Raw genomic sequence first — 21,103 nt, forward strand, 5'->3', positions numbered from 1 at the left:
CATTTTACGGCGCTAAGTGTAGGTGTCAATTAAATCTCTTTAATAAATCAAAATTTCTTTCTTGCAAAATCATAAAAATATATATTTATCAGTAAAGGATTATCTGGTTTCCGGAGAAAACTTTGACTTGGTTTATGACTCCGATATAGATTTTCTGAAAACCTATCCTCAACCAAATCCTGAAGAACTTTCAAAATATTACGAGAGCCAAGACTACATTTCACACACAGATGAAAAGCGTGGTTTGTTTTCCAAACTATACCAATTGGTTAAAAAGCGGTCCCTTCAGAAAAAAATTAAATTGATTATAGAACAGAATAAAGAAGTTGGGTCTTTGCTTGATGTTGGTGCAGGGACCGGAGATTTTTTAAAAGCTGCAAAAGAAAAGGGTTGGCAAGTTTACGGAATGGAACCCAATAAAAGCGCTGCTAAATTAGCTTTTGAAAAGGGCATTGAACTAAATTCATCTTTAAGCGAATTAGAAGGGAAACAATTTGATGTTGTTACTCTTTGGCATGTTTTGGAACACATCCCTAATTTAGAGAAAACAATTTTGCAATTGTCAAATTTGGTAAAAACCAATGGTGTATTAATTATTGCTGTCCCAAACTTCAAAAGTTTTGACGCGAACTATTATGGAAAATATTGGGCCGCTTTTGATGCGCCCCGACATCTTTGGCATTTTTCAAAAAAGTCTATCAAAAGTCTTTTTTCCGAATATTTCGAACTTCAACAAATAAGGCCGATGATTTTTGATTCGTTTTATGTGAGTCTTCTTTCAGAAAAATACAAAACAGGAAATAAATTTTCGTTAAAGGGAATTTGGATTGGGCTTATTTCAAATTTAAAAGCAAAAAGCACAAAAGAGTATTCTTCACACATGTATTGCTTCAGAAAAACCAAATAAGGGAATTTTAGCACTTTTAAGCTATTTTTTCCTCAAAACGGAAGACTTGGCTGTCTTTTGATAGTTTCGCCCTAAAAAAAGCTAATAATCACTACGATTTCAATAAATACTGTCTATTTAAAGTTTTAAGGAATAGAAAATATTTATACCAATTCGGGTTTGTGAATAAGTCGTGTGAGTTTTATGGAAAGGTCTGTAAAAATAATTTTGGCATTCCCGTTTCGTTCAATGTGGTAAGAAGCATCTTCCAAAGCCGAGTTGATTTCAAAAATATTATTTTGATGCACAAAAGGCGCAAATTTTCGAAGCGAGAAAGTTTCGTCTTTCGTTTCAAAAAACAAAAGTGTGTCGACTTTGTAATTTTTCAAAAGTGCTTGCCTAAAAACTTCTATACAGTACGATAGAAATTTCTTTTGTGTTTCGCGCCCTTGTTTGGCAAGTTCGTCGCTCCAATCCAGTAAATTATTGATTGCCCCTTTATTTCCTTTTGCCCTAAAAGCAGTCCGTACCCAACTGATGAACCATTTCTCAAAGACTTCATCTTCGCCCGTTTCCTCTAGTAATTGTAACGCTTTGTTGTAATCACCCCGAGATCTCCGAGCAGTTTGAAGCGCCAATGTTTCTTTTAATTGAAGGTTTTTAATCAAACTTTCTGCAATATCGGCTTCGGAAAGCAATGGAAAAGTTATTTTTTGACAACGTGAACGTATGGTTGTGATTATTTGTTGCTCCTTTTCGGTCAACAAAAGCAGCACTGTTTTGTCTGTGGGTTCTTCTACCAATTTCAGGATTTTATTGGCACATTCACTGTTCATATTGTCGGCCATCCAAATGATCATCACTTTGTAACCGCCCTCATAAGCTTTAAGCGATAATTTTTTTGAAATATTTTCAGCTTCGAATTTGCTTATGTTTCCTTGTTTTTTTTCTATGCCAATGCTCTGCAACCATTCAAAAAGTGAGGCATACGGATTGTTCAACACAAAACTGCGCCACCCTTCTGCATAATTATCTGACACAGCATTCTTTTTTATATCATCACTCGTGTTTACGGGGTAAACGAAGTGCAAATCTGGATGGGCTAATTTGGAAACCTTGCTTTTGCAGGAAGTATATTCAGGGCTTCCTTTCTCATATTGGTTACACAACAGTTCAGAAGCGTAGGCAATGGCCATTGGCAACAAACCACTGCCGTTAACTCCAGAAAATATCTGGGCGTGAGGGATACGACCATTTTCTATAGTTTTAGAAAGGTGCGTTTTTAAGTGTTTTTGGCCTATTACTTCTGAAAAATCCATTCGCAAATCTAAACAATTTTACGGTTTTTCGGATGCCGAAATTTTGAAGGGTTTTATGGAATTTTGCTGAAATGACGATTTAATGTCTTTAAAACACAGAGGCTAATAAATCTCAAAAGAAGTATATTTGCACGAATAAATTTCAGAAGATGAAAACTGTAAACGATATAGATTTTAAAGACAAAAAAGCATTAATCCGGGTAGATTTTAACGTCCCGTTGGATGACGATTTCAATGTAACCGACAATACGCGTATACGCGCTGCCAAACCCACTATTTTGAAAATTTTGGAAGATGGCGGAAGCTGTATCTTGATGTCGCACCTAGGAAGACCAAAAAACAGAGAAGCGGAATATTCATTACAACATATTGTGAAACCGCTGTCTGAAGTACTTGGTGTACAAGTGAAGTTTGTTGATGACTGTATTGGGCCAAAAGTTGCTGAAGCGGTTGAAAATTTGAAATCCGGTGAAATCCTTTTACTGGAAAATCTTCGTTATTATGAAGAGGAAACAAAAGGCGACCGCAATTTTGCCGAGAAATTATCGAAACTTGGAGATGTTTATGTGAATGACGCCTTTGGCACAGCCCATCGCGCACACGCTTCAACGTCTATTATAGCTCAATTTTTCCCTGAAAATAAATGCTTCGGATTACTGCTTGCTTCTGAAATTGAGAATGTAAAAAAAGTATTGGAGAACAGCGAAAAGCCTGTTACTGCAATTATTGGCGGGGCAAAGGTTTCTTCAAAAATCACAATTATTGAAAACATACTTGATAAAATTGACCATTTGATTATTGGCGGTGGAATGGCTTTCACATTTATAAAAGCCCAAGGTGGAAAAATAGGAAATTCGCTGGTTGAGGAAGATAAGCAAGAACTTGCACTTGAAATTTTGGAGGAGGCAAAAAAGAAGAACGTTTCCGTCCATTTACCCGTTGATGCTGTAATAGCTGATGCTTTCTCTGAGGCTGCCAATACTAAAATTGAAGCGGCCAACAACATTCCAGACGGTTGGATGGGACTTGATGTAGGTCCAAAAACAAGCGAAATTTTTGCAGAGGTACTAGCCAATTCTAAAACCATTTTGTGGAACGGCCCAGTAGGCGTTTTTGAAATGGAGAAGTTCGCAGAGGGAACAAAAGTCTTGGGACAAAACATAGCTAAAGCTACTGAGAATGGGGCATTTTCATTGGTGGGCGGCGGTGATTCTGTGGCAGCAGTACATAAATTTAATCTGACAGATAAGGTGAGTTATGTGTCCACAGGCGGAGGAGCGATGCTTGAAATGCTTGAAGGGAAAACGCTGCCTGGAATTAAAGAATTGTTGTAGAAACGTTAAATATCTGTATATTAGTCTTTTGGATTGAAAATTTGCATAGTTTCGCAAAATCTTTATTTTTGATAAAATTTTTTATTTTAAAAAGCGTTACAATTCCTAAGAGATTGACCTTATTTGCTACAAAAAACATATTAATCAGGCGAATTTGCCATAATCCCCAATTGCAATAAATAAGCTGATGAAACTGAACAAAATCCTTCCCCTTATGCTGTTGCTGGCCTGCAGTATGAGTTTTGCCCAACAGGGTAAAAAGAATGTCAAAAAGCTGAACACTAAAAAAGTTCAAGTAGTTGACTCCATAAAAGTTTCTAAAATTGCTCAAGAATTGCCATCTATTATGGTCGCTAAAGGCATTAAAGACACAGTTATATTCGATTTAAAGGACATGGCTATGGCCAGAAAAAAAGATAGTCTTTGGTTAAAAGAACTTTACAAATCGGATCTTTTTGAAGATGTATATAACAGCGTTGCAAATCAAGAATATGGAGCGGTTGACTATGATGAACTTCCTACGGAAGTTTTAAAACAACGCCTTAAAGAACTCGATGCGCGCACTCCCTTTAAAGTTGAATACAATCCTTCTTTGGAAAGTGTGATCAAACAATATCTTAAAAATCGAAGAGGGTCCCTTGAACGTTTGATGGGCTTGAGCGAATATTATTTCCCATTGTTTGAGCAGGAACTTGACAAAAACAACCTTCCTTTAGAATTAAAATATTTGGCGGTTATTGAATCGGCATTAAATCCACGCGCACAATCAAGGGTTGGCGCTACGGGTCTATGGCAATTTATGTACCCTACGGGCAAAATGTTTGGTTTAGATGTAAGTTCCTATGTTGATGAACGTTCAGACCCAATTATGGCTACCGAAGCAGCTTGTAAATATCTGAAAAGTCTGAATAATAGTTTTAACGATTGGGATTTAGCACTTGCAGCCTATAATTCAGGCCCAGGGAACGTTTCAAAAGCAATTCGCCGTTCAGGTGGAAAAACGAATTATTGGAACCTCCGCGCTTATCTTCCACGTGAAACTGCAGGCTATGTCCCTGCATTTTTGGCCACTATGTACATTTTTGAATATGCGAAGGAACATGGTTTTAAAAAGCAAGGTACGAGAATCCCTTACGTTGCAACAGACACTATTAAAGTAAAGCAGCAAATTACGCTGGATCAAGTGGCGAAACTTACCAATCTTGACAAGGAAGAATTGGAGTTTTTGAACCCTTCCTATAAATTAGGTATCATTCCAGTTATTAAGGATGAAAATTATATGTTGCGCCTTCCGCTTACTTCCGTTGGTGCTTTTGTAAACAACGAGGAAGCTATTTATACATTCGTGCAAGAGGAGCAACAAGAAGCGGAAAAACCAATGCCTGAATTGTATGAGCAACCTGAAAAAATCCGCTACCGTGTAAAAAGTGGCGATTATTTGGGTAGAATTGCCGACAGATATGGAGTGGGCGTGAGCCAAATAAAAAGCTGGAATGGTATGCGCAGCAATACCGTTAAAGTAGGTCAAAACTTAATTATCTACCCTAAAAAGAGCACTCAGGATATTGCGAGCAATGCACCTTCGCAAAGTAGTTCCTCAGAAAAAACATATACAGTGCGAAATGGGGATTCTTTATGGAGCATTTCACAAAAATTTCCTGGAGTTTCGGTACAGAATATCAAAAAATGGAACGATATTAGTGGTACTAACTTAAAGCCTGGAACTAAACTTAAAATTTATAAAGGATAGTTCCATAAAAACATCCTTTTAATGAGACCCATTTACATTGTATTATTTTCGCTATTTGTTGCATTCACTTCTTGCAATGATGGCATTAAAAGAGATAAGAGCCTCCTTCCAGATTCAGTAGGAAATATTAACGCTCTTCAAATTGTTATACCTAACGATTTATGGAATGGCATTGTTGGTGAAGCAATTCGAAATAATTTCGCTGCACCTGTAGATGGTCTTCCCCAAGACGAGCCGCTGTTTTCAATAAACCAAATGCCTCCAGAAGCTTTTACGGGTTTTGCCCGAAGCAACAGGCTTTTTTTATATGTGGTTCTCAGTGAAGAAGACAGAGTTACCGTAGCCAAAGACGAATATGCAAAACCACAGGCAGGAGCAGTCATAAAAGCTACTTCAGAAGAAAAGCTTGTAGCATTGATAGATAAAAATGCCGCAAAAATAATTGAATCTTTTCACGCTTCCGAAATTAAGGAAAGACAGCGCAGGACCGCTATTTCATTGATGAAAAACGACTCCTTAAGAAAGGTAATGGGCGTGAGTATGCAAATTCCAAGCGCTTATAGAATTGCAAAAGCCACTGACAGTTTCTTTTGGATGCGAAAAGATTTGAAAGACGGTACTACCAATATTCTGGTATATGAAGTTCCTCTAACTATGATTACAAACGACAGTACCGCAGTTGGCGATATTATAAAAATACGTGATTCCATAGGAAGCAAATTGCTGCCCGTTGAAGATGAAGGTCAGTTTATTACCGAAGATGCTTATGCCCCATATATTTTTAAAACAGAAATAGACGGAAAATTTGCGTATAAAACCAAAGGAACATGGGAGGTGAAAGGTGCTTGGATGGGCGGACCCTTTATAAATTATGCAGTTAGGGACGAAAAAAACAATCGCTATTTAATCATAGAAGGTTTTACCTATGCTCCCAGTGCAGCAAAAAGAGATCTTCAATTTGAGTTGGAGTCTATATTGAATACTGCCAAGCTGGAATAATCAATAAATAACTACTTCCAGTGTTTAAAACATTGGAATGATTAAAAAAAGAGCCTTTCAATTTAAAATTGAAAGGCTCTTTTTTTTGATATTAAACGGGAACTATTTGTTCTCGTCAATTTTTTTATCGGTAGCATCGTCATCTTTGGAAGCATTCTTGAATTCCTTAAGGCCGCCACCCAAACCGCGCATAAGTTCTGGGATTTTCTTTCCGCCAAAAAGCAGTAGTACAATTACTACAATCAATATAATTTGCCAAGGACCAACAACACCTAAGGGAATAAATAATGCGCTCATGATTTCTAAATTTAATTACGCAAAGGTAACAAGAAATGTTTAGATACAACGTTTTGAGAGTAACTTTAGCGTGTATGGCTATAGTTTATTTTATATTTGTAAAAAGTAATTGCGCAGTATGATAAAGAAAGAGAAAGGTGCAAAACGGTTCAAAAAGAAGTTATTGCATAAATACCGATTGGTAATTTTAAACGAAGAAACCTTCGAAGAGCGTTTTTCTTTTAAGCTTAACAGATTGAATGTATTTGTTTTCAGTACCCTTTTTGCGCTATTTCTTATTTTAACAACTACCTATATCATTGCCTTTACACCGCTTCGCGAATATATTCCCGGGTACTCATCTACCACTTTAAAAAAGAAAGCTACACAGTTAGCCTATCAAACAGATTCGCTACAAAAGATTCTCGACGTAAATGAGCAATACCTCACATCAATTAAAAAAGTGCTTACAGGCGATGTGAAAACAGTAGAATTTAACAAGGATTCCATCATTGAAGTCGCCAAAACAGATCCGTCAGTTTTAATTAGAACTTCCAGAAAAGATTCACTTTTACGCCAAGAAGTGGCAAAAGAGGATAAATACAACCCGCTTATTGCTCCTCAAGCACAAGAATATGCTTTGTTCGCACCTGTAAGGGGAACTATTACCGAGCCTTATGATTCCAAAACAAAACATTATGCCGTTGATGTGGTTACAGTAAAGGATTCACCAGTTAAAGCCGTGGCAGACGGCACTGTTATTTTTGCGGAATGGACAGCCACAACTGGTTATGTTATTATTTTGAAACACAACAATAGCCTAATTTCGGTCTATAAACACAATGCAATGCTCACCAAGGAACAAGGAGAAATCGTTAAAGCAGGCGAAGTAATCGCAACCGTGGGAAATACAGGTGAATTAACCACTGGTCCACACCTACATTTTGAGCTTTGGCGTGATGGATACCCCATTAACCCGACCAGTTTTATAGATTTTGATTAATCGCGTATGTCCTTAAAATCCATCGGAGCAAAAATATTTGCCAAAATTATTGTAAACCGAATTCAAAAATGGGCGTCTAACCCCATTGAAACTCAGCAGAAAGTTTTTGAAACTTTAATCTCTAATGCGAAGAATACAGCCTTCGGAAAAGATCACAGTTTTGAAGGGATCAATGCATTTAATGATTTCGCAAAACAAGTTCCAGTAAGAGATTACGAAGAACTGAAGCCTTATGTAGAACGCGTAGTTTCGGGTGAGGAAAACATACTTTGGCCTGGAAAACCGCTTTATTTCGCCAAAACTTCTGGCACTACTTCTGGGGCGAAATACATACCATTAACCAAAGAATCCATGCCATACCACATAGAAGCGGCCCGAAACGCAATTCTGTGTTATATAAATGAAACTGGAAATGCTGATTTTGTGGATGGCAAAATGATTTTTCTACAAGGAAGTCCAGAAATGCAGGAAAAAAACGGAATTAAAACAGGTAGACTTTCAGGTATCGTTGCACATTACGTCCCCGCCTATCTTCAAAAAAATCGCTTACCAAGTTGGGAGACCAACTGCATTGAAGACTGGGAGACCAAAGTGGATGCTGTTGTTGAAGAAACCAAAGGAGAAGATATGACTGTTATCAGCGGCATTCCTTCATGGGTACAGATGTATTTTGAAAAACTTCAAAAAAATACCGGAAAGAAGGTTGGCAATCTTTTCAAAAACTTCAATCTATTTATTTATGGCGGTGTAAACTTTGAGCCTTATCGCGCCAAATTTGAAAATTTAATTGGAAGAAAAGTTGATAGCATTGAACTGTTTCCAGCCAGTGAAGGATTTTTCGCCTTTCAGGATAGTCAAAAGGAAAAGGGAATGTTGTTGCTTTTAAACTCAGGAATCTTTTATGAATTCATCGAAGCAGCCTCTTTTTTTGATGAAAATTCTAAACGATTGACCATTGGCGAAGTGAAAACGGGAATTAATTATGTGATGATAATTTCAACAAACGCAGGGCTTTGGGCCTATAACTTGGGCGATACCGTACAATTTACTTCAATAAAACCCTATCGCGTAATAGTTTCGGGAAGAATCAAACATTTCATTTCTGCTTTTGGAGAACACGTTATCGGAAAAGAAGTGGAAGAAGCGATGCATAAAGCAATTTCAAAATTCAAAATTTCAATTACCGAATTCACAGTTGCCCCACAAATTCTGCCTTCGGAAGGAGAACTTCCGTATCACGAATGGCTTGTTGAGTTTGATGATGCACCTGAAAACCTTCAGCAAGTTGCCAAATTTCTTGATGCTGAAATGCAACAGCAAAATTCGTATTACTTAGATTTAATAGAAGGGAAAGTGCTTCAACCTTTAAAAGTATCTTCACTAAAAAAAGATAGTTTTCAGCAATACATGAAATCTGAAGGTAAGCTAGGTGGCCAAAATAAAGTGCCACGCCTTTCCAACGATCGCAAAATTGCTGATACCCTGCTCAAAATTCAACCTCAAAATTAGTGTTATCTTTGCACCCAATGAACAATTTAAAATCACATACAAGAACACGTGCGCAGGAAAGCACTGGTGCCATTGAGAAGTTATATATCACTATGCGCCATCTCTTTAACCGTGGGTTTTACAAACCTATGGGGATTTCTGGCGAATCTCTTCGGGAGTCGCTGCTAACGCTGAGTCCAGAGATTTATGGCTCTCTAAAAGAAGACAAAATAGAGCTTCAGGGTTTGCTTTACGTTATGGACCGTTTGCCTGATGGCATTGAAGAATGTAGATTCATTAACTTAACCAGTGATGAAGGCTATAAAAATTCGCATTTCGAACCCATAATCCCTTTGAAACGCCGCAGAAACTGTTACCGGATTGACTCGGAACAGATGAATATTGAAATCACTCGAGGCCGTTCAGAAATCTATGATATTCTTACGCACTTAACATTTCTTTTTATAGAGTCGCATAAGATTATGAAACAGGTGCTTATCAACGAGAATGGCGAAGTGATACGCGATTGGAAAAAGCTGGAACAGGCTGTGCAGAAAAAAGGCAAGCTTACGCAAGAAGAAAAAGAAGTAGCACTTACACACACCGCAAATTTCCTTGGAAGAACCTTTGAGGAGGTAAATAACGTCTATCCTTATTTTGCAACCGAGAAGAATGAAAACCGGTTTTTCAATATTATCTATTATCTAGGAAAACTGGCTATTGACGAAGTTCTTGAAAACAACAAACGCATCATTACCTTCAGCCCTGTTCTTAGGGAGCGTTTGGGGCACCACATTCACGGTGAGCTATGGGCATATCGCATAAAGCAGACTTTACAAGAAAATGGATTGCTAGAGCGTCCGCTGCACATTATTAGCGCTAATATGCATAGTGTAATGAATAGTCTATTCGCGCCAAAGGCATTGCCCGCTGAATTTTCAAAGAAACAACCCATGGCTGTATTTGAAGCATTGAGCAGTCCGATAAATATAAAAATACGTGAAAAAGTTTCCAAAACTGCACTTGCGGAAGGAATGATTTTTATAGAGGATGTTAGCGGAACCAATATTGACATTCAAATAATTGATACCGCACAAATAAAGAATAACCCTTATACCAATGGGTTAAATGGTTTGGAAGATTCCAAAAAACCCGTGATTGTGGTTATGGATTACGCCTTTGGCGAACAAGCCTACGAAACCATGGACGAACTTTTAAAGCCATTTGTAGATTCCAACAAAGACCGCCATTTTTTAAATGTAACCTCCGTGTCCATTATGGGTAAAGCAGGTATTCTTGAAGGAGGTAAAGGCGATATCATGATTCCATCAGCACACGTTTTTGAAGGTACGGCAGATAATTACCCATTCAAAAACCAAATGGATAAATCTCTTTTTAAGGATGATGACGTTAAAGTTTTTACAGGAACAATGATTTCAGTATTGGGAACTTCACTTCAAAATCGTGATGTGCTTAAGTTTTTCCATAATTCCACGTGGAATGTGATTGGCCTTGAAATGGAAGGCGCTCATTATCAAAAAGCCATTCAGTCCGCTTCAAAAATTCGCCGAAGTATTAGTCCAAAAGTGAAAGTTCGCTACGCTTATTATGCATCAGATAATCCATTGGAAACTGGAAGCACTTTAGCTTCGGGTGGATTGGGCACGAGCGGTGTAAAACCGACCTATTTAATAACAGAAAAGATGTTAAAACAGATTTTAGACACTCCTAAAAATTAATTTTGAAAAACAACAAAGTACTGATTACCGGAGGAGCAGGGTTTATAGGTTCTAATTATGTAGAATACATCCTTAAAAATTCAGAAGACGAAATTTTCGTGCTGGATAAACTTACCTATGCCGGAAATTTAAAGAATTTGGAAGCCGTTTCCCTTAAAATAACCTTCATAAAGGGGGATATTTGTGATGCCGAATTGGTCCAAGAACTATTCACAGAACATCAATTTCAAAAAGTAGTTCACTTTGCAGCAGAAAGCCATGTGGACAATTCCATTTCGGGTCCTTCGGAATTTATTCAGACAAACATCGTCGGCACTTTCAATTTACTTCAAAGTGCTTATAAAACCTGGATGAACGGCCCGAATGATTTAAAAGAAGAATTTAGAAATGCAAGGTTTCTACATATTTCAACAGATGAGGTTTATGGTACTTTGGGCGAAACGGGTCTTTTTACTGAAGAAACATCGTATGCGCCAAACAGCCCGTACAGTGCTTCAAAAGCTTCGTCAGATTTTATTGTGCGCAGTTATTTTCACACCTACGGAATGCCGGTTGTTACTACAAACTGTTCCAATAATTACGGCCCCAATCAGCATAAGGAAAAATTGATTCCAACTATTATTCGTAAAGCAATTACTGGAGAACCCATCCCAATTTATGGAGATGGAAAAAACGTGCGGGATTGGCTTTTTGTTATGGACCATTGCAGCGGCATTTATTTGGCTTTGGAAAACGGAAAACTTGGCGAAACCTACAATATTGGTGGACGCAATGAACGTGAAAACCTTTATATTGCAAATGTTATTTGCGAATTGCTGGATGAAATGCTTCCGAGGAATACTTCCTATAAAGAACAAATAACCTTTGTAAAAGATAGGCCTGGCCACGATTTTAGATACGCAATTGACGCTTCAAAAATAGAAGACGAATTGGGATGGAAGGCGAAGGAGAATTTTGAAACAGGTATCCAGAAAACGATTGCTTGGTATTTGCAAAATAGGGACAGATTATAATTTAAAGCCATGAATTTGCGAATCATTTTTTTAAAAAATCCGTGAATCTTGGCAAAAAAACTACAAATGAAAGGAATAATTTTAGCAGGAGGTTCAGGCACGCGTTTGCACCCAATTACATTGGCCGTAAGTAAGCAATTGATGCCAGTGTATGATAAACCGATGATTTATTATCCACTATCAACGCTAATGCATGCTGGCATTAAGGATATTTTGATTATTTCCACACCTCAGGATCTTCCGCTATTCAAGCAACTTTTGGGTGATGGTAAAAAACTTGGTTGCAACTTTCAGTATGCAGAACAGGCAAATCCAAACGGCCTTGCTGAAGCTTTTATCATCGGAAAAGAATTTATAGGGAAAGATAAAGTTGCTTTGATACTAGGCGACAACATTTTTTATGGTTCTGGCCTGAAAGAATTGTTGCAATCCAACAACAATCCTGTTGGCGGAGTTATCTATGCATATCACGTGTTAGACCCAGAAAGATATGGTGTTGTGGAGTTCGATAAAAACGGAAAAGCCCTCTCCATTGAGGAAAAACCAAAAAATCCAAAATCAAATTATGCCGTTCCGGGAATCTATTTTTACGACAACAGCGTCATAGAGGTTGCTGCAAATATAAAACCCAGTGCTCGTGGTGAATTAGAAATTACCGATGTCAATAATGTGTATTTAAAACAGGGAAAACTCAACGTGAGCATCCTCGATAAAGGCACCGCTTGGCTTGATACTGGTACTTTTGCATCGCTGATGCAGGCCGCACAGTTTGTAGAGGTTATTGAAGAGCGGCAAGGCTTAAAGATTGGCGCCATTGAAGAAGCTGCTTATGAAATGGGATATATTTCAAAAGAACAATTAATAGCTTTGGCCGAACCTTTACTGAAAAGTGGTTACGGAAAACATTTACTTCAACTAGACTAGCTTTGGAAATACAAAAAACCCCTTTAAAAGACTGTTTTATATTGAAACCAGACGTTTTTCGAGACGACCGCGGTCTTTTTTATGAAACCTACAATCAAAAAGTTTTTGAAAAGATAACTGGTCTAAAAATTGATTTTGTGCAGGACAACCAATCCGTTTCATCAAAAGGTGTGTTGCGTGGGCTTCATTTTCAAAATGGTGAAATGGTGCAGGCAAAGCTTGTTCGTGTGGTAAAAGGAAAGGTTTTGGACATAGTAGTGGATATTCGAAAGGATTCTGAAACTTTTGGAAGATCATTTTCTATCATTTTAGACGATGTGGAGCATTTGCAACTTTTTGTACCTAAAGGTTTTGCCCACGGCTTTATTACACTTTCGGAACAATCTATTTTTTCATATAAGTGCGATAATTATTACGATAAGGCTTCAGAATGTGGAATCATCTATAATGACGCAACCTTAGCATTGGATTGGCATCTTCCAAAGGAAGAATTTATTATTTCAGCAAAAGATTTGGAACTTCCTAGTTTTGAGGAAGCAATTTCATGAGAAAAATATTGGTTACAGGCGCAAACGGACAATTGGGAAGATGCATAAAAGATGCTGCTGCCAATTTTCCCGACCTTCAATTTGTCTTTGTTTCAAAAGAGACGCTGGATATTGAAAATACAGCTTTGCTGAAAGATTACTTCAGAAAAAATGCCTTTACCCATTGCGTCAATACTGCTGCATATACCAACGTTGAAAAGGCGGAAAGCGAACCTGAAAAAGCTTTTGCAATAAATGCTGAAGCAGTTAAAAATGTAGCAACTGTTTGTAAAGAAAATGATGTTGTTCTGCTCCACATTTCAACTGATTATGTTTTTGACGGGAAAAAGGAATCGCCCTATGTGGAAACCGATTTTACCAATCCAATCAATGTTTATGGGGCTTCAAAGTTGAAAGGGGAACAATATATTACTGAAATATGTAATAAATACTTCATTTTCAGAACCTCTTGGTTGTATTCGCAATACGGTCATAATTTTCTAAAAACGGTTTTAAAATACGCCGGAGAAGGAAAACCACTTACCATAACAACAGAACAAACAGGAACACCAACAAACGCCAACGATTTGGCAAAAGCACTATTGCAGATAGTTACACAAGATTCAACAGATTACGGCGTTTATCATTTCAGTAATCGTGGCGAAACCACTTGGTTTGGCTTTGCCGAGGAGATACTTGCGCTAAACGAAAAATTAAAAGATGCAAATCTTGCAAAAACCAACCATTACCGTACTTTTGCCGCACGGCCAGCGTATAGTGTACTGGACAATTCAAAAATTGAAAACCTAATTCCAGCTTCAACCGCAGGTTGGAAAAAGAGTTTAGAGACAATAATTAAAAACCTATCAGTTAATCAATAGCACACATTATGGCACAGAATAATCAAGACGAAATAGATTTAGGGTATCTTTTCAACAAGATTTCAGATCTTTTTAGATCTTTTGTAAGAATTCTTTTTTTGGTTATTACTTTTTTTATAAAGTATATCGTCATTATAGTTATTTTAATACTTATTGGAATCGGAATCGGGTATTATTTGGATAAAAACAAAACGGAGGTTTATAATAACGAACTGATAGTGATTCCAAACTTTGAAAGCACGCAGTATTTATATGATAAAGTAGATGCGCTTTCATCCAAACTCAGAGATGGCGATACTGAATTCCTTCAAAAAACAATTGGAGCAAACTACATAGAGCTAGTAACTTTGGAAGCGGAACCTATTGTGGACATATTCAGCTTCGCCGCAACAAGCCGGGATCGCGTTGATCTGTTTAAGGTTTTAACTGACAAACAGGACATTCCCGACTATGTAAAAGATCCACAAAACTTTCAGTATTTTAAATACCATCACATAACAATTAAAGTAAAGGGAAAGGAACATTCAAAAGAAATTGTTACCGCTATTGAAAAATATCTTAACGAGAATGAACACTTTAGTGAGTATATGAAAGTGAGCAGAGAGAGCACACAGTTTAGGATAGAGACTTCCGAACGGACAATTTCACAGATTGACACTATATTAAAGTCCAGCGCTTCGATTGATAAAGGCAAAAGCACTTTGCCGTCTGTGATGGTAAGTGACAATAGCCAGCTCAACGATGTAATTGAGTCAAAAGACCGTATGCTTTACAACCTTTTAAAATTGAATATGCAGAAAGTTGATGAACAAAGTATAATAAAAGTTGCAGCAATCAATTATAATGTTTCAGATTTTTCTGGGTTTCATATCAGTAATAAAGTAAAATACCCAGTAATTCTGGTATTGCTTTTTTCGGGTTTTTTCTTCTTAAAGTATATTTATAAAAAGATGAAACATTTTGTTGAAATCGATGCGAAATAGACAATATGAAGAAGAAAAATCTCATTGTCTTTGGAACTAGACCTGAAGCCATTAAAATGGCGCCTTTGGTACGTCAATTTTTGCAAAACGACAGTTTTGACACTAAAGTTTGTGTGACTGCCCAACACCGAGAAATGCTGGACCAGGTCTTGGATTTTTTTGAAATCGTGCCTGATTACGATCTAAACTTGATGAAGCCCAATCAAAATCTGTACAGCCTTACTGCCACAATCATTGAAAATATGAAACCGGTTTTAGATGAGGTAAAACCAGATTTTGTTTATGTTCACGGAGATACTACAACTTCCATGGCTGTTGGTATTGCAGCTTTTTATAGCGGCGCAAAAATATGCCACGTAGAAGCTGGTTTACGTACTTTTGATAGACAATACCCTTTCCCAGAAGAATTTAACAGACAACTAACAGGAAAAATTGCAGATTATCACTTTTCGCCTACGGAACTTTCCAAGAAAAATCTTTTAGCTGAAAATACTAAAGAATCAAGTATTTTGGTTACCGGAAACACAGTTATCGATGCCCTTCTTTATGGAATTGAAAAAGTAAATGCTGAAAATTTCAAGGATTCAGAAATTGAAAGTTTAAAAACTCTTTTAAATTTTCAAAAAAAAATAATACTCGTAACAGGTCATCGAAGAGAAAATCACGGAGATGGACTTATCAGTATTTGTGCTGCTTTAAAAACTATCGCAGAGAAAAATAAGGATGTTGAAATAATATATCCCGTTCATCTCAATCCGAACGTAATAGGGCCTGTAAATGAACTTCTTGGAGGGATTGAAAATATATATTTAGTATCCCCATTGGCGTATCCTGCATTCATTTGGTTAATGGAAAAATCATATCTAATCATTACGGATAGTGGTGGAATCCAAGAAGAAGCCCCAAGTTTAGGAAAACCGGTTTTGGTAACTAGAACGACCACAGAACGACCTGAAGCTGTTGATGAAGGAACTGTAATTTTGGTGGGTACCAATTCAAATAGAATTATCGAGGAAACCGAAAAATTATTGAACAATACAGCATATTATAACGATATGAGTATGTTGCACAATCCCTATGGTGATGGGAAGGCAACTGAAAGAATCGTAAATTTTATTGAAGCACTATAACATGGAAAATAAACCCACAGTGGTAATGATGGGATTGGGCTATATAGGCTTACCCACTGCGGCACTGATAGCTAGTAAAGGATTAAATGTAACGGGCGTAGATATTTCTCAACGTGTAGTAAATACTATAAACGAAGGAAAAATCCACATAGTGGAACCTGATCTTGATGGTCTGGTTCATCATGTGGTGAAGCAAAGCTATCTTCAGGCCTCTACAAAGCCTGTAGCGGCAGATGTTTACTTGATAGCTGTTCCAACACCTTTCAAGGGAAATCACAAGCCAGATCTCTCTTATGTTGAGAGTGCGGTTAAAAATATTATTCCTACCCTAAAAAAAGGAGCTTTGGTTATTTTGGAATCTACCAGCCCCGTTGGAACAACCCAAAAAATACAAGAAATAATTTTTGCGGAACGCCCCGATTTAAAAGGCGAAATTTTCATTGCGTATTGTCCAGAACGCGTACTTCCTGGGAATGTAATCTATGAACTGGAACAAAATGATCGCGCAATAGGTGGAATTGATGAAGCTTCTACAGAAAAAGCAGTTTGGTTCTACAAACATTTTGTGAAAGGTGAACTGCACAAAACAAATTCACAAACCGCTGAAATGTGCAAATTGGTTGAAAACTCTTCCCGCGACGTGCAGATTGCTTTTGCAAATGAACTTTCAATGATTTGCGATAAAGCCAATATAAACGTTTGGGAATTGATTCGTTTGGCTAATAAACATCCTCGAGTAAACATCCTACAACCTGGAACTGGCGTTGGTGGACACTGTATTGCCGTTGACCCTTGGTTTATTGTTTCTGAATTTCCAGAGGAAACAAAAATAATTCGTTCCGCTCGCGAAATAAATAATTACAAAACCGAGTGGGCTATTGAAAAAGTTAAAAACGCCGCTCTTAAATTTAAAATAGATAATGGTAGGGATGCAGTTATAGCGTGTATGGGCCTAGCCTTTAAACCTAACATTGATGATCTTCGTGAATCTCCAGCATTACACGTTTCCGAAGCTTTAAAAAATGAAGGTTTTAAAACCCTTAACGTGGAACCAAATCTTAAAAAAGAAACTGACCGTGAACTAACCCAAACAAGTGAAGCTATTGAAGCGGCTGATATTTTGGTGTTTTTGGTAGCCCACAACGAATTTAAAAACATCACTTTACCTCAAAACAAAAAAATCCTGGATTTCTGCGGGGTATTAAATTAATCTCATCGTGGAAAGGCTCACACTACTTTTTTTAAAATTAAAAGAAAGAGGTTTTTTCCACCTTATAATCTCCAATTATTCGGTTCAGTTTATCGTTTTTGGCTCCAGTTTGCTGGTTGCCAAAATCATGTCACCAACAGACGTTGGAATTATAAAAACTATTGAGACTTTTGCAAATATGGCCATTGTTTTAGGTGGTGGGGGAGTAATCTTTGCAATCCTAAAAGTTATTCCCGAACACAAAGACAACGCAATACGGCGGCTTTCTTTAATTTTTTCTTTAAAATACGCCACAATTTTTTCATTGGTGGTTTTTGTCTTTTTTAATCTGCTGGCCTATTCTGGCTTTGTTTCCGAGGACGAAACGCTTGTTTATTGGTTTCAACAATATTCCTTCCTTATTGTACCTTCAGTTTTGACGATGGTTTTGATACGCTATTACCAAGCAATTGATAGGTTTAAGAGAATCAGCACCGTTGTTTTTTATCTGAAATTACTTTCCGCAGTCTTCGTTCTTTCGTTTACCTACTTCTTTTTTATCCGAGGTTATGTGCTTTCAATGGTTATTTCGACCGTTTTGGCAACGCTTATATTGCTTTATGATCTTCGGAAAGAATTGGTTGATAAAACCATTAGCGAACGACATATAGAGATACGGCAAAAAATTATCGGTCTGTCCAAAACCGCATTTACGGCACAAGTCATTGATCAGCTTAAACTGCAATCGGGGTTTCTGATTGCGAATTATGTTATTTTGGACCGGGAAATATTCGGGTTTTATGCTTTCGCACTTATCTTAACGCAGGGCATCAACATTGTTGCTTCCAGCGTGCAGCAATTCATAATTCCTAAAATGTCTGAAACTTCGGGAAATCTCACTTTGTTTTTTCAGAAATATAAAATGTTTGAAAAGCGTTTCAATATAATAGCTGTTGCTATTTTTATTGGGGCACAATTGTTTTTGCCTTTGGCAGTAAGCTTGGTTTTTGGAGATAAATATGACGGGGCGATCCTAATTTTAAGAATTATGCTTGTGGGCTGGCTTATTGAGGCGCTATACGCGTTGAAAGGTGTTATTTTCCTTAGTTTGGGAAAAATGAAATACATAAGTTATGCTTCGTTCACCATATTTTTGATTTCCGTTCCGGTGATTTATTATTTGGACGTTAAATACGCTGCTATTGGTGCCGCCTGCGCCTATGTTTTCCAAAATTTGGTAAGCTTGGGTGTACTGCATTATTTTGTACACAAGGTTTCAAAACATTCTTGATACCTTTATAAAACTGAATTTTGAGTATGAAATGCCTTCTGCCAGATTATAAAATAACTAAAATGCATAATATGGAGATTTTATCTTCCTATTTATAAATATTTTATACGGATGAAAATCGCTAATTTAAGAACACCAGTGAAGGATATTTTATCAAATATCCTCATTTTATTGCCCTTTGTTCTCATATTTCTATCAGAGATTTTGCTTCCAATTATACCAACGGCATCTTCAGTTTTTAAAGTTGGGGCAGTGCTATATATGTTTATATATGCGTTTATGGGCTTAAAATTTCACGGAAGTTTTTTAATACTCCTTGGATTGTTTATTCCCTTTTTTATTTACGGAATTTTACACTCGTTCAACATCAATGCGGCAATTTCCGAAGGAGTCAGATATCTTTTTCCTATTTCGGTTTTAATGTATGGATACGCTATAAGGCGTCACTTTAAATTTCTTCTTTTAGCTTTTATCGTTTTTGTACTTATAAACGATTTTTGGCAGATTGTAAACTATGTAAATTGGTATCGCGGCGTTACACAATGGTTTTACAATACAGATTTATATGGAAACCGCTATTTTAACGCATCTTCTGGAATCATTCGGGCTACGGGTGTTGTTGGGTTTTTTGGACTTTTTGGATTTATCAATCTTATTGCATTTTTCTTAGCCCGACGATACTACAACGGCAAATGGAAAAGCTTGCTCCTTTCTATTTTTCTAATTTCACTTTTTTTAAGCTTTTCCTATAAAACCATTGGGGCTTTATTGGTTTTACTTTTTATTCAATATAAAAACAAGCTGAAATTTTTTCAAATAGTTGGAGTACTGTTTGTAATAGCCCTAATTGCAATCCCTAAAGTAATTGCGAGTATGGGTGAAAGCATTGTGCTACGATTGGAACAATATGTGACTGAAGGAGATTCTGCCAGAGCGGAATCCTATCGGGTAATGTTTGCTGAAATTTCAGATTTTAACCTCTTTGGCCGTGGAATAGGTTCTTTTGGTGGTCCAGCTTCGGTAACTTATAATTCCCCAATATATAGTGAACATCATTTTAATTGGTTCTATACAATAGATTTAGCTACAACAGATACTTTTTTTCCACATTTATTTGTTGAAATGGGTCTCATTGGTGGCCTGCTCTATTTGATTGTTCTTATGGCTCCCTTCGCGTTATCGTGGAAACGCGATAAGTTTAAATTGGTCTTTGCTATTTATTTTGCCCTCTTTTTTGATGCTCTCTTTTCGTATTCATTGAATAATATAGCTTTTTTGATAGTTTCACTAGGCTTTTTATATCCACTGTATTTTTATAAGGAGGAAGAAAATATATTTGAAGAAGCTGTACCTAACCCTGTTTGATTTTAATGAACAAAATGCCACCACATATTGCCATTGTTATTATTTGGGGCGCACTGCTGGGCTATCTTATATTTAATTTTATAGGAAAGGCGAATGTAAATTTTGTTCAGTTCAATTATGATTGGGACGCTTCTGAAGTTATTGGGACCTTTGGCGCTGTTGAAATAGATTCCATTGCGAACGATTATATTTCTATTAAAAATAATTTTCAGCCTCCCCGAAGCTTCGACAGCAATAATACTTTTTTACTAAAAAACAACCAAGAAAGCTATTTCCGGGCGTCAGAAATACTTTCAGACAGCAGTAAAATTGTTTTCTCAGGAGTTAAATGGATTAACCAAATTCCCAATAAAACAAGCAAACAAAATAGTATTGAAATTATAGATTTGCCGCTTATCCAGCCCAAAGGAAAAACCACACTTACCATAGGCGATTCACAAATAATCTGGCGTGAAGCACGTGAACTTCGGAAAAATCTATTGCGGAAAAAGAAACTGTTTTTTGTGGGAAGCCAGACCGACGCCTATGGTTATCCATATGAAGGCGGTACGTTCAATACTTCTTCAGACATTTTGATAAAATCATTAAACGCACCATCTGCAGCTTATTATATCTTGTTTTTTGGGGCACAGGATAAACGAATGGATAAGCAATTGCTGAATAAAAATATTTGTGATATTTTAGAATCACTTCAAAATAAACCGAAAACCGAAAAGATTTTCGTCATTACACTACCACCTTCATCAAACCCCACATTCGACGCTTACAATAACTTATTCAATAAACGTTTACAAGAATGTGTGGCCCAATTTAAAAATGCCCAAATTGTGGACTTGCATAATTTTTTAATTGACAAAAAGGACTATTTATCTGAAGATGAGGTGCATTTGAATACAAAAGGATATTTATATCTAAACAAACTTTTAACCCAAGAAATTCCGTGAGTAAATTCAAAAACATACGCGAACAATTTTTCTTCGGGTCACTCATTTTAGTGGTTATAAGC

At 36.9% G+C, this 21,103-nt stretch carries 19 protein-coding genes; 17 read left to right on the top strand and 2 right to left on the bottom strand.

Features of this window, described 5'->3' with window-relative positions:
• The first annotated feature begins 61 nt into the window (after positions 1 to 61).
• A complete protein-coding gene (locus tag ESU54_RS00765) occupies positions 62 to 907 on the top strand; it encodes a class I SAM-dependent methyltransferase (RefSeq protein WP_111843019.1) in 846 nt (281 codons plus the stop codon).
• 143 nt (positions 908 to 1,050) lie between these two features.
• Here ESU54_RS00765 and ESU54_RS00770 read toward each other — a convergent pair whose 3' ends face one another.
• Complete coding sequence (locus ESU54_RS00770) at positions 1,051 to 2,205, bottom strand: DNA polymerase III subunit (RefSeq protein ID WP_111843018.1); 1,155 nt, start codon at positions 2,203 to 2,205, stop codon at positions 1,051 to 1,053.
• A gap of 149 nt (positions 2,206 to 2,354) precedes the next feature.
• Between ESU54_RS00770 and ESU54_RS00775 the strand changes: the two genes are divergently transcribed.
• The 3 genes from ESU54_RS00775 to ESU54_RS00785 all read left to right on the top strand — a co-directional run bounded on the left by ESU54_RS00775 (position 2,355) and on the right by ESU54_RS00785 (position 6,288).
• Positions 2,355 to 3,539 (top strand): phosphoglycerate kinase, encoded by a 1,185-nt coding sequence (locus ESU54_RS00775; protein ID WP_111843017.1) that lies wholly within the window; start codon positions 2,355 to 2,357, stop codon positions 3,537 to 3,539.
• 187 nt (positions 3,540 to 3,726) lie between these two features.
• Complete coding sequence (locus tag ESU54_RS00780; protein ID WP_111843016.1) at positions 3,727 to 5,289, top strand: LysM peptidoglycan-binding domain-containing protein; 1,563 nt, start codon at positions 3,727 to 3,729, stop codon at positions 5,287 to 5,289.
• Between the two features lie 21 nt (positions 5,290 to 5,310).
• Positions 5,311 to 6,288, top strand: coding sequence for a DUF4837 family protein (locus tag ESU54_RS00785; RefSeq protein WP_111843015.1), 978 nt, complete (start codon positions 5,311 to 5,313; stop codon positions 6,286 to 6,288).
• A 102-nt stretch (positions 6,289 to 6,390) separates the two neighbouring features.
• On the opposite strand, the gene tatA is transcribed toward ESU54_RS00785, so the two are convergent.
• A complete protein-coding gene (gene tatA, locus ESU54_RS00790; RefSeq protein ID WP_111843014.1) occupies positions 6,391 to 6,585 on the bottom strand; it encodes a twin-arginine translocase TatA/TatE family subunit in 195 nt (64 codons plus the stop codon).
• A gap of 118 nt (positions 6,586 to 6,703) precedes the next feature.
• Between tatA and ESU54_RS00795 the strand changes: the two genes are divergently transcribed.
• The 13 genes from ESU54_RS00795 to ESU54_RS00855 all read left to right on the top strand — a co-directional run bounded on the left by ESU54_RS00795 (position 6,704) and on the right by ESU54_RS00855 (position 21,041).
• A complete protein-coding gene (locus ESU54_RS00795) occupies positions 6,704 to 7,567 on the top strand; it encodes a M23 family metallopeptidase (RefSeq protein WP_111843013.1) in 864 nt (287 codons plus the stop codon).
• Between the two features lie 6 nt (positions 7,568 to 7,573).
• Positions 7,574 to 9,076, top strand: a complete 1,503-nt coding sequence (locus ESU54_RS00800) for a GH3 auxin-responsive promoter family protein (protein WP_111843012.1) — start codon at positions 7,574 to 7,576, stop codon at positions 9,074 to 9,076.
• Positions 9,077 to 9,093: 17 nt separating this feature from the next.
• Positions 9,094 to 10,794 (top strand): DUF6909 family protein, encoded by a 1,701-nt coding sequence (locus ESU54_RS00805; protein WP_111843011.1) that lies wholly within the window; start codon positions 9,094 to 9,096, stop codon positions 10,792 to 10,794.
• 2 nt (positions 10,795 to 10,796) lie between these two features.
• Positions 10,797 to 11,807 (top strand): dTDP-glucose 4,6-dehydratase, encoded by a 1,011-nt coding sequence (gene rfbB / locus ESU54_RS00810; protein ID WP_111843010.1) that lies wholly within the window; start codon positions 10,797 to 10,799, stop codon positions 11,805 to 11,807.
• A gap of 66 nt (positions 11,808 to 11,873) precedes the next feature.
• On the top strand, positions 11,874 to 12,731 hold the full coding sequence (rfbA, locus tag ESU54_RS00815) for a glucose-1-phosphate thymidylyltransferase RfbA (protein ID WP_111843009.1): 858 nt from the start codon (positions 11,874 to 11,876) through the stop codon (positions 12,729 to 12,731).
• Between the two features lie 2 nt (positions 12,732 to 12,733).
• A complete protein-coding gene (rfbC, locus tag ESU54_RS00820) occupies positions 12,734 to 13,279 on the top strand; it encodes a dTDP-4-dehydrorhamnose 3,5-epimerase (RefSeq protein WP_111843008.1) in 546 nt (181 codons plus the stop codon).
• Complete coding sequence (gene rfbD, locus ESU54_RS00825) at positions 13,276 to 14,139, top strand: dTDP-4-dehydrorhamnose reductase (RefSeq protein ID WP_111843007.1); 864 nt, start codon at positions 13,276 to 13,278, stop codon at positions 14,137 to 14,139. Before rfbC ends, rfbD begins: the two co-directional genes overlap by 4 nt.
• 8 nt (positions 14,140 to 14,147) lie before the next feature.
• On the top strand, positions 14,148 to 15,122 hold the full coding sequence (locus ESU54_RS00830; protein ID WP_111843006.1) for a hypothetical protein: 975 nt from the start codon (positions 14,148 to 14,150) through the stop codon (positions 15,120 to 15,122).
• A 5-nt stretch (positions 15,123 to 15,127) separates the two neighbouring features.
• The gene (gene wecB / locus ESU54_RS00835) at positions 15,128 to 16,252 is read left to right on the top strand and encodes a non-hydrolyzing UDP-N-acetylglucosamine 2-epimerase (RefSeq protein ID WP_111843005.1); all 1,125 of its coding nucleotides are present in this window, start codon (positions 15,128 to 15,130) and stop codon (positions 16,250 to 16,252) included.
• A 1-nt stretch (position 16,253) separates the two neighbouring features.
• Positions 16,254 to 17,462 carry a UDP-N-acetyl-D-mannosamine dehydrogenase gene (wecC, locus tag ESU54_RS00840; RefSeq protein WP_111843004.1) on the top strand — a complete coding sequence of 403 codons (1,209 nt, stop codon included), beginning with the start codon at positions 16,254 to 16,256 and terminating at the stop codon, positions 17,460 to 17,462.
• A gap of 7 nt (positions 17,463 to 17,469) precedes the next feature.
• Positions 17,470 to 18,732 (top strand): oligosaccharide flippase family protein, encoded by a 1,263-nt coding sequence (locus tag ESU54_RS00845; RefSeq protein ID WP_235004491.1) that lies wholly within the window; start codon positions 17,470 to 17,472, stop codon positions 18,730 to 18,732.
• Between the two features lie 111 nt (positions 18,733 to 18,843).
• A complete protein-coding gene (locus tag ESU54_RS00850) occupies positions 18,844 to 20,097 on the top strand; it encodes a hypothetical protein (RefSeq protein WP_111843002.1) in 1,254 nt (417 codons plus the stop codon).
• 5 nt (positions 20,098 to 20,102) lie between these two features.
• Positions 20,103 to 21,041 (top strand): SGNH/GDSL hydrolase family protein, encoded by a 939-nt coding sequence (locus ESU54_RS00855; protein ID WP_111843001.1) that lies wholly within the window; start codon positions 20,103 to 20,105, stop codon positions 21,039 to 21,041.
• Positions 21,042 to 21,103: the final 62 nt, after the last annotated feature.

Source organism: Aequorivita antarctica (assembly GCF_007997155.1).
Taxonomy (GTDB): domain Bacteria; phylum Bacteroidota; class Bacteroidia; order Flavobacteriales; family Flavobacteriaceae; genus Aequorivita; species Aequorivita antarctica.

Bases quoted from the DNA above. Each gene is read 5' to 3' on its own strand.
- ESU54_RS00770 (WP_111843018.1), bottom strand. From the start codon at position 2,205: ATGGATTTTTCAGAAGTAATAGGCCAAAAACACTTAAAAACGCACCTT.
- ESU54_RS00775 (WP_111843017.1), top strand. From the start codon at position 2,355: ATGAAAACTGTAAACGATATAGATTTTAAAGACAAAAAAGCATTAATC.
- ESU54_RS00780 (WP_111843016.1), top strand. From the start codon at position 3,727: ATGAAACTGAACAAAATCCTTCCCCTTATGCTGTTGCTGGCCTGCAGT.
- ESU54_RS00785 (WP_111843015.1), top strand. From the start codon at position 5,311: ATGAGACCCATTTACATTGTATTATTTTCGCTATTTGTTGCATTCACT.
- tatA (WP_111843014.1), bottom strand. From the start codon at position 6,585: ATGAGCGCATTATTTATTCCCTTAGGTGTTGTTGGTCCTTGGCAAATT.
- ESU54_RS00795 (WP_111843013.1), top strand. From the start codon at position 6,704: ATGATAAAGAAAGAGAAAGGTGCAAAACGGTTCAAAAAGAAGTTATTG.
- ESU54_RS00800 (WP_111843012.1), top strand. From the start codon at position 7,574: ATGTCCTTAAAATCCATCGGAGCAAAAATATTTGCCAAAATTATTGTA.
- ESU54_RS00805 (WP_111843011.1), top strand. From the start codon at position 9,094: ATGAACAATTTAAAATCACATACAAGAACACGTGCGCAGGAAAGCACT.
- rfbA (WP_111843009.1), top strand. From the start codon at position 11,874: ATGAAAGGAATAATTTTAGCAGGAGGTTCAGGCACGCGTTTGCACCCA.
- rfbD (WP_111843007.1), top strand. From the start codon at position 13,276: ATGAGAAAAATATTGGTTACAGGCGCAAACGGACAATTGGGAAGATGC.
- ESU54_RS00830 (WP_111843006.1), top strand. From the start codon at position 14,148: ATGGCACAGAATAATCAAGACGAAATAGATTTAGGGTATCTTTTCAAC.
- wecB (WP_111843005.1), top strand. From the start codon at position 15,128: ATGAAGAAGAAAAATCTCATTGTCTTTGGAACTAGACCTGAAGCCATT.
- wecC (WP_111843004.1), top strand. From the start codon at position 16,254: ATGGAAAATAAACCCACAGTGGTAATGATGGGATTGGGCTATATAGGC.
- ESU54_RS00850 (WP_111843002.1), top strand. From the start codon at position 18,844: ATGAAAATCGCTAATTTAAGAACACCAGTGAAGGATATTTTATCAAAT.
- ESU54_RS00855 (WP_111843001.1), top strand. From the start codon at position 20,103: ATGAACAAAATGCCACCACATATTGCCATTGTTATTATTTGGGGCGCA.